At 70.1% G+C, this 12992-nt stretch carries 11 protein-coding genes; 2 read left to right on the forward strand and 9 right to left on the reverse strand.

Annotated elements, in window-relative coordinates; genetic code table 11:
- Positions 1-152: 152 nt before the first annotated feature.
- From FDP22_RS19550 to FDP22_RS19590, 9 genes are all read right to left on the reverse strand, one after another.
- Positions 153-1127, reverse strand: coding sequence for a dipeptidase (locus FDP22_RS19550; protein WP_138573451.1), 975 nt, complete (start codon positions 1125-1127; stop codon positions 153-155).
- Positions 1128-1143: 16 nt separating this feature from the next.
- A complete protein-coding gene (locus FDP22_RS19555) occupies positions 1144-1857 on the reverse strand; it encodes an ABC transporter ATP-binding protein (RefSeq protein WP_138573449.1) in 714 nt (237 codons plus the stop codon).
- A complete protein-coding gene (locus FDP22_RS19560; RefSeq protein WP_138573447.1) occupies positions 1850-2614 on the reverse strand; it encodes an ABC transporter ATP-binding protein in 765 nt (254 codons plus the stop codon). Before FDP22_RS19560 ends, FDP22_RS19555 begins: the two co-directional genes overlap by 8 nt.
- 4 nt (positions 2615-2618) lie before the next feature.
- Positions 2619-3587: a branched-chain amino acid ABC transporter permease gene (locus tag FDP22_RS19565; RefSeq protein WP_138573445.1), complete on the reverse strand. Its 969-nt coding sequence runs from the start codon at positions 3585-3587 to the stop codon at positions 2619-2621.
- Complete coding sequence (locus FDP22_RS19570; protein ID WP_138573443.1) at positions 3584-4453, reverse strand: branched-chain amino acid ABC transporter permease; 870 nt, start codon at positions 4451-4453, stop codon at positions 3584-3586. The genes FDP22_RS19565 and FDP22_RS19570 overlap by 4 nt, the downstream gene beginning before the upstream one ends.
- 162 nt (positions 4454-4615) lie before the next feature.
- Entirely contained in the window at positions 4616-5782 is a 1167-nt protein-coding gene (locus tag FDP22_RS19575; protein ID WP_138573441.1) for an ABC transporter substrate-binding protein, read from the reverse strand.
- Positions 5783-5899: 117 nt separating this feature from the next.
- Positions 5900-6523 (reverse strand): TetR/AcrR family transcriptional regulator, encoded by a 624-nt coding sequence (locus FDP22_RS19580; protein ID WP_138573439.1) that lies wholly within the window; start codon positions 6521-6523, stop codon positions 5900-5902.
- A gap of 110 nt (positions 6524-6633) precedes the next feature.
- On the reverse strand, positions 6634-7869 hold the full coding sequence (locus FDP22_RS19585; protein WP_138573437.1) for an aminopeptidase P family protein: 1236 nt from the start codon (positions 7867-7869) through the stop codon (positions 6634-6636).
- Between the two features lie 617 nt (positions 7870-8486).
- Entirely contained in the window at positions 8487-10568 is a 2082-nt protein-coding gene (locus FDP22_RS19590) for an ATP-dependent helicase (RefSeq protein ID WP_138574064.1), read from the reverse strand.
- A 298-nt stretch (positions 10569-10866) separates the two neighbouring features.
- Between FDP22_RS19590 and FDP22_RS19595 the strand changes: the two genes are divergently transcribed.
- Positions 10867-12171: a sensor histidine kinase gene (locus FDP22_RS19595; protein ID WP_138573435.1), complete on the forward strand. Its 1305-nt coding sequence runs from the start codon at positions 10867-10869 to the stop codon at positions 12169-12171.
- Between the two features lie 101 nt (positions 12172-12272).
- A complete protein-coding gene (locus FDP22_RS19600; protein ID WP_138573433.1) occupies positions 12273-12878 on the forward strand; it encodes a glutathione S-transferase N-terminal domain-containing protein in 606 nt (201 codons plus the stop codon).
- The last annotated feature ends 114 nt before the right edge of the window (positions 12879-12992 follow it).

Raw genomic sequence — 12992 nt, forward strand, 5'->3', positions numbered from 1 at the left:
GTCCGTGAACTGGTTAATGTACAATGTGTGAAAACAACTAAGAGCATAGTTTACGCGGAATTTCTACAACTTAAGGGAGAGATGGATTCAAAACTGCCTGCTCCGGGGGCCGGCGGATGGACGGGGCCCTGATACAGGCCCCGCAGGGCGTGTCACCACACGCGGTCGAGCAGGGAGAGCCAGTTCTCGCCCATCACCCGGGCGATGCGCGAATCACTCCAGCCGGCGCGCTGCATGGCGGCGGTCATGTTGGGATAGTCGGCGATGGTCTTCAGGCCTTCGGGGAATTCTACCTGCCAGAACTCGGTGAGCTGGCGGCCGTCCCCCTTGTCGCGGTTGAGGTATTCGAAGAAGGGCGTGCCGTAGCCCTGGGTGAAGTCGGTGCCGAAGCCCACGCTCTCCTCGCCCACCAGGTTCGAGATATAGTCGATGGCGGCCACGTAATCGTCGATGGTCGCGGCGTTGCCGGCGGCGAGGAAGGGCGGGAACATGGTCACGCCCACGAAGCCCTCGTGCTCGGCGATGAAGCGCAGCTGCTCGTCGGTCTTGTTGCGCGGGTGGGCCTTCAGCCCGGCGGGCAGGCAATGGGAATAGGCCACCGGCTTCTTCGAGGCGAGGATCACGTCATGCGAGGTCTTCGGCCCCACGTGGGAGAGGTCGCACAGCATGCCGACGCGGTTCATCTCCGCCACGATGTCATGGCCGAAGTCCGAGAGGCCGCTGTCGGTGCTCTCGTAGCAGCCTGAGCCCACGAGGTTCTGGGTGTTGTAGGTCATCTGCACGATGCCCACGCCCTGCTCCTTGAACAGCTCCACGAACTCCACCCGGTCCTCGAAGGCGGAGGTGTTCTGGAAGCCCAGCACGATGGCGGTACGCCCCTCCGCCTTGGCGCGGCGGATGTCGGCCACGCTGCGCGCCTTCACGATCTTGTCGGCATGGGCGGCGAAATCGCGGTTCCAGCGGCCGATGTTCAGCATGGTGTCGCGGAAGTTCTCCCACACCGAGCAGGTGCAGTTGGCCGCCGTGAGGCCGCCCTCGCGCATGGCGGCGAAGATGTCGGGGCCCCAGCGGGAGATGATGAGGCCGTCGAAGACCACGAGATCGTCGTGCAGGCTGGTTGCGGTCATGGGGTTCGGTCCTTGTTCACAGGTAGATGTTGCGCACGATGGCATCGTGGTCGCCGGCCATGGCCGCCACGTCGCCGCCGTCGACGACGCGCCCGTCGCGCAGCACGATGAAGCGGTCGGCGGCGCGGAAGGCGAGGTTCAGGTTCTGCTCGACCATCAGCAGGGTCACGCCATCGGCCTTGAGCTGCTCGATGATGCGGGCGATCTCCTCGCAGAACTGCGGGGAGAGGCCGCCCGAGGGCTCGTCGAGCAGCAGGAGCCGCGGGCGCGACATCATCGCCCGGCCGATGGCCACCATCTGCTGCTCGCCGCCCGAGAGGGTGCGCGCGGCCTGGGCCCGGCGCTCCTTCAGGCGGGGGAAGCGGGCGTAGACATGGGCGAGGGTCTCGCCGCTCTCCCGCCCTCCGCGGCGCATGGCGCCGAGGCGCAGGTTGTCCTCCACCGTGAGGTCGGGGAAGAGGTCGCGCGCCTGGCTCACCTGGGCCACGCCTTGCGCGAAGACGGCATGGGCCGGGCGGCCGGCAAGCTCGGTGCCCTCCAGCGAGACCGAGCCCGCGGAGGGGCGCACGAAGCCGCAGATGGCGTTCATCGCGGTGGATTTGCCGGAGCCGTTCGCCCCCAGCAGGGTGAGGCATTCGCCGCGGCGCACGTCGAAGCCCGCGCCCCGCAGGATGGGCTTGGGCCCGTAGGCCACGTGCAGGTCGCGGATGGTGAGGAGTGTGTCAGGCATGTCCGAGATAGGCCTCCAGCACGGCGCGGTCGGCGCGGATTTCGTCGGGCGTGCCCTCGGCGATGCGCTTGCCGGCCGCCATCACCAGGATGCGGTCGGCCGAGGCCATCACCAGCTCCACCGCGTGCTCGATGAGCAGCACGGCAACGCCCTTCTCGCCCGTGAGTCGGGCGATGATCTCCATCATCTGGGCGCGGGCGACGGGCGAGAGCCCCACCGCCGGCTCGTCGAGCAGCAGCACCGGCGGCTCGCTCGCCACGGTGCGGATGATCTCCACGATGCGCTGCTGCCCGCCGGAGAGCGAGCCGGCCCTTGCATCGGCCATGTGGCCCATGCTCATCAGCTCCAGCAGGGCGCGGGCCTTCGCGATGGCGGCGCGCTCCGCCTCCAGCGCCCGGCGCCGGCCGAAGAGCAGGTCGAGGAAACTGCCCGGGGTTTCGGTGGTGAGCCCGGTGAGCACGTTCTCCAGCACGGTGAGCGCGGGGAACAGTCCGCCGTTCTGGAAGGTGCGGCGGATGCCGTGGCCGGCGATGGCATGCGGGCTGTCGCCCGCCACGTCCTGCCCGCGCAGCAGCACCCGGCCGGCGGAGGGGCGCACGTAGCCGGAGATGGCGTTGAACAGCGTGGTCTTGCCCGCGCCGTTCGGCCCGATCACCGCGCGCACCTGGCCCTCGCTGAGGCGGAAGGACACGGCGTCGAGCGCGGTGAGGCCGGCGAAGCGCACGCTCAGGCCCTCGACTGTCAGAAGGTCGGTCATCGGCTCACTCCCGGAAATGGCGCTCGAGGAACACGGGCGAGAGGCGGCGCAGCAGGCTCGCCAGCCCCTGCGGCAGGCACAGCAGCACCACGATCACCACGAGGCCGAAGAAGATCTCCTCCATCCCCGGAAAGGCGCGCACGTATTCGGGCAGCGCGGTGAGCAGCACCGCCCCGAGCACCGAGCCCAGCACCGAGCCCGTGCCCCCCACCAGCACCATGGCAAAGCCCACGATGAGCTGGGTGAGGCCGAAGCTCTCCGGAAACACCCGGCCGATATGCGCGGCAAAGAGCGCGCCTGCCACCCCCACGAGGAAGCCCGACCACATGAAGGCGGTCACGATCACCCGCGCGGTGGGGATGCCGAGCGAGGCAGTGGCGATCTCGTTCTCGCGCACCGCGATGATGGAGCGGCCGAGCCGCGAGCGCAGCAGGTTCAGCGTGCCCTTCACCAGCACCACCGTGACGGCGAGGAACACGTAGAACTGCGCCGTGTCATCGCCCAGCCGGAAGCCCAGGAAGGTCTCGCGCGGCAGGGCGAGCCCGTCGGTGCCGCCCGTGAGCCCGTCGGCGTGGATGTAGAGCCAGCGCAACAGCTCGCCGAAGGCCAGCGTGACGATGGCGAGGTAGTAGAGCCGGATGCCGCGCAGCGCCACGGCGGAGGCGAGAAAGCCCCCCGCCGCGCCCACGAGGCCGGAAAGCGGGATGGTGGCGAGCCAGGGCAGGCCGAGGGCGTTCATCGCGATCACGCTCGCGTAGGCGCCGAGGCCGAAGAAGGCCACGTTGGCGAAGGCGAGCTGGCCGAGGCTGCCGATCACCATGTTGAAGCCCAGCGTGAGCAGCGTGGAGATCAGCATGCTGTTGAGCACGAACTGGGTGTAGGGGTTCGTGGCCAGCGGCAAGGCGCAGGCCAGCACCGGGAGGGCCCAGAAGAGCGCGGTGCGCAGGCGCAGGGTGGCGGGCGAGATGCTCATACCTTCACCACCGCCTTGCGGCCGAACAGGCCGCGCGGGCGCACCAGCAGCACCAGGATGATCAGCAGGTAGGCGGTGATGTCGATCAGCGCCGTGTCTATGTAGGCGCCGGCGTATTGCTCGGCGAGACCCAGCACCACGCCGCCCAGCACCGCCCCGCCGAGCGAGCCGAAGCCGCCCAGGGTCATCGCGGCGAAGCCCTTGATGAGGAAGCTCGCGCCGAGGTCCGGATGCAGGAAGGAGACCGGGGCGATGAGGATGCCGCCCACCGCGCCGAGCGCCGCCCCCGTGCCCCAGCTCAGGTCATGGAAGCGGCTCACGTTGATGCCCACGAGGCGCGCGCCCCGCTCGGACTGGTAGACCGCCTGCACCATCTTGCCGACGTCGGTGAAGGCGAGCAGGGCGAAGAACAGCGCCAGCAGCACCGCCACCGTGGCGATGGTGAAGAGGGCGTCGCCGGTCAGCACCACGTCGCCGAGGAAGATGGGGTCGATGTCGAACACCCGCGGCATGGGAAGCACCTCGCGCCCCCAGACCGTGCGGGCAATGCCGCGCAGCGTGTAGCCGAGCGCGATGGACATCAGCGCGAAGCCGATGTGCGGGCCGCCGCGGATCGGCCGGATCAGCGCCCGGCTGAAGCAGACCCCGAGGCCGAACATCGCGACCACCGCGATCACCGCCGCCGGCAGGAAGGCGAGGCCCAGCCCCACCACCAGCACATAGGCCACGAAGGCCCCCGACATCACGAGGTCGCCATGTCCGAAATTCACCACCGTGGTGGAGCGGTAGACGACGGTGAGCGACAGCGCCACGAGGGCATAGATCGCCCCCTGCGACGCCCCGCTCAGGGTGAGTTGCATCAGCATTGCTTGATCTCCGGGTTGGCGGAGCCGGCGCGGGGGCCGGCCGCCGCCGAGCGAACGCGGCTCAGGCCACAGGGGCCCGCGCCGGTTTCGCTCCGAGGGTTCGGAACGGAGCAGGATCCCGGCCCGGATGCGTGGTCCGGGCCGGCCCTGCTCCGGAGCACATCAGTAGGGCTGCCCCCAGGCCTTCAGCACCGTGGGCTTGCCGTCCACGAAGCCGGAGACGGCCGAGCCCTTCACGCCCTGGTGGTCATCCGCCGTCCAGGTGATGGGGGAGGAGAGCACGCCGGTATCGAGGTCGGAGATCTTGTCCAGCTCGGCGATGAGCTTCGAGCGGGTGAGGTCCGGCCCCGCCGCTTCCAGCGCCTTCACCAGTGCCACGCCCGAGCCGATGGAGATGTAGCTGAAGTTGCTCAGCTCCTCGTCCGGGTAGTACTTGTGGATCATGTCGGCCCATTTCTTCATGCCCGGGCCGTCGAGATTGTCCACGTAGGGGTGGATGACGTAGTAGTTCTTCACCGTGTCGAGGTCACCCACGCGCTTGAGGGTGTTTTCCAGGTCGGTGCCCGCGGTGCCCATCACCGGGATGTCACCCAGTCCGTATTTCTTCATGTCGCGCAGGAAGATGGCTGTCTCGGCCTCGTAGAGGGCGGCGATGATGAAATCCGGGCGATCGGCGCGCAGCTTCAGCACCTGGGCGGTGGCGTCGGTCTGGCCGCGCTCCATGGTGAGCACTTCGGTGGGCTCCACCCCGTGCTCCTTGAGATACGCCTGCGCGGGGTCCGAGTAGGAATGCGCCCAGTCGTTCGAATGCTCGATGATCGCCACTTTCGTGGTGTCCGGGCGCGAGAGCACGAATTCGGCCATCGCCCGTCCGTTCGCATTGCCGGTGGGCACGCCGTGGAAGATGTTCGCTGCCACGGGTTGGGAAATCGTGTCCGACACCGCGTGCGCCACGATCCAGGGCAGGCCGGCCTCCTCGATCTCCGGGCGCAGGGCCACGGCGACGCCGGAGCAGGAGTTGCCCTGCAGCATGAACACCTCATCCTGATAGATGAGCTTCTTCGCCGCGGCGAGGCCCTTGGCCGTATCGCAGCCGGTGTCCTCCTGCACGGCGACGAGCTTGCGCCCGTGCACGCCTCCCGCGTCATTGATCATGTCGTAGAAGGCCATCAGCCCGATCTCGGCCTTGGAATAGGACGAGGCGTTGCCGGAGAACGGGCCCATCACGCCGATGGTGATGGCGTCATCCGTGAGGCCCGTGGTCTCGCCGGCCAGCGCGGGTGCTGCAAGCAGCGCGGTGGCGGCGAGGAACGTTGAAAGTCTCTTCATTACCCTTGCTCCCTGTTGCAAGTTGGGTCGCGGGCCCCTGGTGGTCGATCGCGTTCTCCCCCGGTTGCCGGCTTATTGCTTTTAAATACCGGCTGACCTGTTTTTATCTTGCCGGTCTCAGCCCGGACCGGCCAGTGCCGGCCGGACATGGCTGGCAAGGATCTGCTTCAGCGTGAGCAGCATTTCGGCGTAGTAATGGGTTTCCTTGCGCAGCACGGCCTGCACGGCCATGCCGCGGAACACGTTCATCACCAGGTTCAGCGCCACGCGGGCGGAGACGCCCCCCTCCTCGCGCGAGACGAAGGTGGCTTCCCAGGCGGCCTCGAAGCGGCCGTGCAGATCCAGGATCAGGGGCGCGAGGCGGGTGCGCAACTCGGCGTCGCCGCGGGCGGCCACGATGATCTCCAGCGAGGAGTAGAACCAGGAGCCGTTCAACATCTCCTGCCACAGCAGGTCGACGAAGCGCTCCAGCCCGATCTCCCCGGCGCGCACCCGGGCGGCGAGCAGCTCCACGTCTTCCGCGAACCCCTCGAACATGTATTCGGTGGCGGCGATGATGAGGTCGATCTTGCCGGGGTAATGATGAGTCTGCGCGCCGCGCGACACCCCGGCCCGCTCGGCGATGCCTTGCGTGGAGGTGTTCGCGTACCCCAGCTCCATCAGCGAGGCGATGGTCGCCTCGTGGAGCAGCTGCCGGGTTTCGGCGCTGCGCTGGCTCTGGGTGCGTCGGGTGGCCTGCATGCGGTGCCTCGCGGTTTACATACCGACCAGCATGTTTGTAACCGATGAGTCTGTCAAGCGCCCCGCGTCGGGATGCGCGCGGCCCCCGGGAGGGGCCGCGCAGGCCCGGCTCAGGCGATCACGTTCGCCTCCGGGCCGTAGGGGAAGCCGGTGATGTTCTCCGCGCCCGTCTCGCCCACCACGAGGATGTCGTGCTCGCGGTAGCCCCCTGCCCCGGGCCGGCCGGCGGGAATGCGCAGCATCGGCTCCATCGAGATCACCATGCCGGGGGCGAGCACGGTGTCGATGTCCTCTCGCAGCTCCAGCCCCGCCTCGCGGCCGTAGTAATGCGACAGCACGCCGAAGGAATGGCCGTAGCCGAAGGAGCGGTATTGCAGCAGGTTCTCCCCGACGAGGAAGCGGTTGATCTCGGCGCAGATCTCGTCGCAGCGCGCGCCGGGGCGGATGAGCGACAGGCCCAGCTCGTGCGCCGCCACGTTCGCCCGCCAGATGCGCAGGGTTTCCGCGTCCGGCTCCCCGAGCACCAGCGTGCGCTCCAGCGCGGTGTAGTAGCCCGAGATCATCGGGAAGGTGTTGAGGCTCAGCAGGTCGCCGGGGGTGAGCGCGCGGGTGGTGACCGGGTTGTGCGCGCCGTCGGTATTGGGGCCGGACTGGAACCACACCCAGGTGTCGCGCAGCTCCGAACCCGGGAAGGCGCGGGCGATCTCGCGCTCCATCGCGTCGCGCCCGGCCATGGCGATGTCGATCTCGCGCTGGCCGGGGGCGATGGCCGCCTTCACCGCGGCGCCGCCGAGATCCGCGATGCGCGCGCCCTCGCGGATGAGCGCGATCTCGGCGGGAGACTTGATCATCCGCCGGGCCATGAGCGGGGCGGCGATGTCGGTGAGCCGGGCTCCCGGCCGCGCCGCGCTCAGCGCGTCGCGCGCGGCGAGGGTGAGGTGGTCGGCCTCGATGCCGATCTCGCGCGCCGCGCCGGTGAGCGTGGCAACCGCGCGCCAGAAATTGCCGCGCTGCCAGTCGGTGTAGACGAGGTTCTCCGCCAGGCTCCGCCGCGCCGGCTGGCCGCCGTCGATATCAGCGGTGACGGTGGTCACGGCGCTCCGCGTCACCACGCAGCCGTAGGGCCGGCCGAAGGAGCAGTAGAGAAACCCTGTCGCCCAGGCGATGTTGTGCATGGAGGTGAGCAGCACGGCGTCGAGCCCGTGCGCCTCCATCTCCGCGCGGATGGCGCGGATGCGCGCGGCGTATTCCTCCGGCGCGAAGGGCAAGGGCGCGCGCGGCGCCTCCGGCAGGCGGAAGCTCTGCGGGCGGGGGAATGGCTGGCTGGAGCTTGAGAGGTCGGTCATGCGGAGAGGTCTCCCGGTCGGGCCGGGCGGATCTCATGCGCCCGGCGGATCACCCGGCGTGCAGGAGGGGGGCGCGGTGCCCCGCGCCACGCGCCCCGGGGATGCGCGGCGACGCCATCGCCGCACGGGGTGCGCGAGGCCAAGTGAAGCGCGGGCCGCGGTGGCCGTCAAGCCCGATCCGCTCGGGCCCCTCGCCCCCCGGAGAACCGCTCCCGAAGCCGGAGCAGCGCGCGCCGGGCCGCCATGTGGCGGGGGCAGCCCCGGCCTGCGCGGGAGGCCTCGCGGGGCGTGGCGCGCGCGGAAAGGTGGCGCATCCGGCGGACGGGGCCTGCCCCCGCGCGGCGCTGGTGGACGGGCGAGTCCCTCAAGCGACCCCGGCGGAGGGAGAGTGCCCTTCACGCGGCGGCGATGGACGGACGTGGTCTTGCGCGGTGGCGACGGACAGGGAGTGCCCCTCGCGCCGCGTCGGCGGACGAGGACTGGCCCCTGCGCGGCGGCAGTGGACGGGCGTAGCCTTTGCGCGGTGGCGGCGGACAGGAAATGGCCCTTGCGCGGCGGAGGTGGACGGGTGCGCCTTGCGCGGCGCCGGCGGGCGGGAGCGGTCCGCCCGTGGCGGCTCAGCGCCACATGTCCTTCATGCGCGCACGCAGGTCCACCGGCTGCACGGCGGGGCGGGCGGCGGCGCCGGCGGTGCCCTGCGGTGTCCAGGCGAAACGCTCGAAGAGCGGCAGCATCGCCTCGGTCAGGAAGCGGCTGCGCGCGGCGTAGACATGCCGGTCGCCCCGGGCGCGCTGGCCGTGGGTGTAGAAGCGCAGCGGGGTCACGAGGTGGAGCGCGTCGCGCGCCCGGGTCATCGCCACGTAGAGCAGCCGGCGCTCCTCCTCGATCCCGGCGGTGGTGCCGGTGCCCAGGTCCGAAGGCATGCAGCCGTCCACCACGTTCAGCACGAAGACATTGCGCCATTCCCGCCCCTTGGCGGAGTGGATGGTCGAAAGCACCAGATAATCGTCATCCAGAAGCGGCACGCCGCTCTCGTCGGAGGTGGCGTCCGGCGGGTCGAGCGTGAGATCGGTGAGGAAGGCGCTGCGAGAGCCGTGCCCGGCCGCGATCTGGCCCAGTTGCAAGAGGTCGGAGCGGCGGGTCTCCGCGTCCTCGTGCAGGCGCTCGAGATGCGGCTCATACCACAGGCGCACGGCCTCCAGCTCCGCCGGCCAGGGGGCTTCGGCGGGGTTGAGCATCATGTCGCGGAACGCCGGCCAGAACGGCGCGGCGCGGGCGGGCACGCGCAGGGCGCCGAGCGCCTCGGCCACGCCCGCCCCGGGGGCGGCCAGCGCGTCCAGCACCGCGCGGGCCGTGGCCGTTCCGATGCCGGGGATCAGGCGCAGAACGCGGAAGCCCGCCACCCGGTCGCGCGGGTTCTCGCGCAGGCGCAGCACCGCGAGCAGGTCCTTCACATGCGCGCTGTCGAGGAATTTCAGTCCGCCGAACTTCACGAAGGGAATGTTGCGGCGGGTCAGCTCCACCTCCAGCGGGCCGGAGTGGCTGGAGGTGCGGAACAGCACCGCCTGGTCCTTCAGGGCGGTGCCCTCCTCGCGCGCCTCCAGCACGGCGCGGCAGATGTAGCCGGCCTGCGCCGCCTCATCGTGCACGGTGACGAGGCCGGGCCGCGCGCCCTCCCCCCGCGCGGTCCACAGCGTCTTGGAGAAGCGCTCGCGCGCCTCCCCGATCACCGCGTTCGCCGCCGCCAGAACCGGCGCGGTGGAGCGGTAGTTCTGCTCCAGCGTCACCACCCGGGCGCGCGGGGTGAAGAGGCCGGGAAAGTCGAGGATGTTGCGCACCTCCGCGGCGCGGAAGGCGTAGATCGCCTGCGCGTCGTCGCCCACCACCGTGAGGCCCCGGCCCTGCGGAGAGAGGCCCAGCAGTATGGCGGCCTGCAGGCGGTTGGTGTCCTGGTACTCGTCCACCAGCACATGGTCGAACCGCGCGCCGATCTCCGCGCCCAGGCCCGCCTCCCCCACCATGGCGCGCCAGTACAGCAGCAGGTCGTCGTAATCGAGCACGCCCTGGTCCTGCTTGGCCTCCACATAGGCGGCGAAGAGCCGGCGCAGCTCCGCCTCCCGGTTCCGGAACTTCGGGAACCCCTCGGCCAGCACGCCGTCCAGCGGGGCCTGCGCGTTCACGCTGCGCGAGTAGATGGCGAGACAGGCGGATTTCGAGGGAAAGCGCGCCTCCGCCAGCCCGAAGCCCAGCTCGTGGCGCAAGAGGTTCATCAGGTCGGCGGAATCCTCGCGGTCATGGATGGTGAAGGCCTCGTCCAGCCCCACCAGCGGCGCGTATTCCCGCAGGAGCCGTGCGCCCATGCCGTGGAAGGTGCCCGCCCAGTCCAGCCCGCCGGCCAGCGCCGCGCCCTCCGCGCCCAGCACCTCGCGCGCGATCCGCTCCACCCGGGCGGTCATCTCCTGCGCCGCGCGGCGCGAGAAGGTCATGATGAGCATGCGCCGCGGGTCCGCCCCCTTCAGCATCAGGTGAGCGACGCGGTGCGCCAGCGTGTTGGTCTTGCCCGAGCCCGCGCCGGCGATCACCAGCAGGGGCGCGGCCGCCCCCGGCCCGTCGCCGTGCAGCACCGCCTCGCGCTGCGCGGGGTTCAACCGGGCGAGGTAATCGGGCAACGGGGCGGGCTCTGGCGCGATGGTCTGCATGGCCTCACGAAACAATGTTTTCACTTTGTTCGCAAGCCTGAAACCTCCGCACGCATCTCTACTGCGGCGCGGCAGGCCGCTGACGCATCCGCCGCCCGGACCGGGCCTGCGCGCGGTCCCCGCCACCCCTTCACCGGCCCCGTGCCGGCGGTTCAGCGGCGCATGTGTCCGCGCGCCCCTGCCGGCAGGAGGCTTCGCGCCGGATGTCGGGGAGGGCGTAACGGGGTGTTAAGCGTGTTTGGGCACAGTGCACGCCTGCCCTGCGGGAGCGGCGCGGTGAGGGTGAGGGTGAGTTTCGATGACCAGCAGGCGATCGCAAATTGTTCTGGGCGTTGTACTGCTGGGGTTCCTGGCGGGCATCGTGCTGCTGGTCCTGGTGCATCTGAACCTGACGTGGGATCGCGAGGAGATCCGCAAGCGCGAGGCGCAGCTTCCGCTCACGGTGCTGCGGTTTGAGCGGGCCATCGGTTACGGCGGGTTCATTCACAATTTCAAGAACTTCATCCTGCGCCCGCGCGAAACCGGCTACCGGGACGACGCGGTGGAGAATCATCATGAGGCGCTGGAGGCGATCGAGGAGATCGAGGCGCTGAGTCGGCAGCTCGGCGTGCCCACGCGCATGACGGAGACCAGGCGCACCCTGCAGCTCTACCGCAACCAGCTTGACTGGGTCACCCGCCTGCACGCCCAGGGTGCCGTGCCGAAGGAGATCGACGTTGTGGTGCGTGTGTCCGACCAGCCGGCCCGCGCGGAAATAGATGAGCTGCATGCCCGGCTGGGCGATATCATGGACCTGCAGCTCGGCCGGATCGACCGGCGCATCTTCGCCCTGCTGGTGGTCTTCGCGTTCTTCCTGCTGGGCGGCATGGCGGTGGTGTTCTGGGTGCTGGGGCGCGACCGGGAGAAGCTGATGCTCCGGCTGCAGCTCAAGAAGGACGACCTGGAGCAGTTCACCTCGATCGCCGCGCATGACCTGCGCGCGCCGCTGCGCCAGATCCCCAGTCTCATCCAGTGGGTGAACGAGGATGTGGAGGAGGCGAAGCTGGTGTTGCCCCGGCGCGCGCAGATGAACCTGCAGCGCATCGCCTCCAGGGTCCGGCAGCTCGATGTCCTGCTGAACGAATTGCTGAACTACCTGCACATCGGCGGCCGCCTCGTGCCGCCGGAGCCGGTGGACCTCGGCGCCCTCGTCGCGGAGATCTCGGAGCTTTTCGTGCCCGCCGGCAGCCTGCTGCGCTGCGAGGGCGAGATGCCGGAGATCATGGTGGTGAAGGTGGAACTCGACATCGTGCTGCGCAACCTCATCAGCAACGCGGTGAAGCACGGGCCGCCGAAGGGGGTGGAGATCGTGCTGCGCTACCGTTCCCGGCGCGGGGCGCATGTCATCGAGGTGGAGGACAACGGCCCCGGCATCCCGCCCCAGCACCGCGAACGGGTGTTCCAGATGTTCGCCACCCTCGGCCCGCGCAACACGGAGGGCGAGGTGACGGGCGTGGGCCTGGCCATGGTGATGCGCGTGGTGCGCAACCGCGGCGGCAGCATCGCGATCCATGACGCCCGGCCGCATGGCACGATCTTCGAGGTGGTGCTGCCCCGGGTCTGACAGGCGCGGCACGGCTTCCCTTCCGGCGGAATTGGGCGTTCAATCGGCGCCCGCCCGGCCGCGCTGCGGGCCGGAACCGACGCATCTGCCGGAGGGCTGCAATGAAACTCTACTTCTCCCCGACCTCACCCTATGTGCGCAAGGTGATCATCCTCGCGCGCGAGACCGGGCTCGAGCCCCGCATCGAGCGGGTCGCGGTTCAGCCGAGCCCGGTCTCCCGGCCGGCGGATCTCGCCGCGGACGCTCCGCTGGGCAAGGTTCCGGCGCTGGTGACCGAGGACGGCGCCGCCTGCTATGACAGCCGGGTGATCTGCCAGTATCTTGACACACTGCATGACGGCACGCCGCTCATCCCCGCCGCGGCCCCTGCCCGCTTCGACGCCTTGCGCCGCGAGGCGATGGCCGACGGGCTGCTCGACGCCGCCCTGCTCGCGCGCTACGAGATCGCCCTGCGCCCCGAGGCGCTGCGCTGGGAGGCCTGGCTTTCGGGGCAGATGGCCAAGATCACCGGTGTGCTCGACGCCATGGAAGCCGAGGCGGCGACGGCGCCGCAGGACGACCTGGGCGCCATCGCCTGGTTCTGCGCCCTCGGCTATCTCGACTTCCGCTTCGCGGACATGGGGTGGCGCACCGGCCGGCCGACGCTGGCCGCCTGGTGCGCTCTCTTCGCCGAACGCCCCTCCGTGGCCGGCACCGGGCCGGACTGAGCCCGGACGAGACATGCCCCGGGCCCGGGAGGCGCGAACCTCCGGGCCCGGGGCGGTTCAGACCACCGGGCCCGGAAGGGCCCAGGCCATGAGGCCCGGGGAGGGTTTGCGCGA

The sequence above is a fragment of the Paroceanicella profunda genome (genome assembly GCF_005887635.2).
Taxonomy (GTDB): Bacteria; Pseudomonadota; Alphaproteobacteria; order Rhodobacterales; family Rhodobacteraceae; genus Paroceanicella; species Paroceanicella profunda.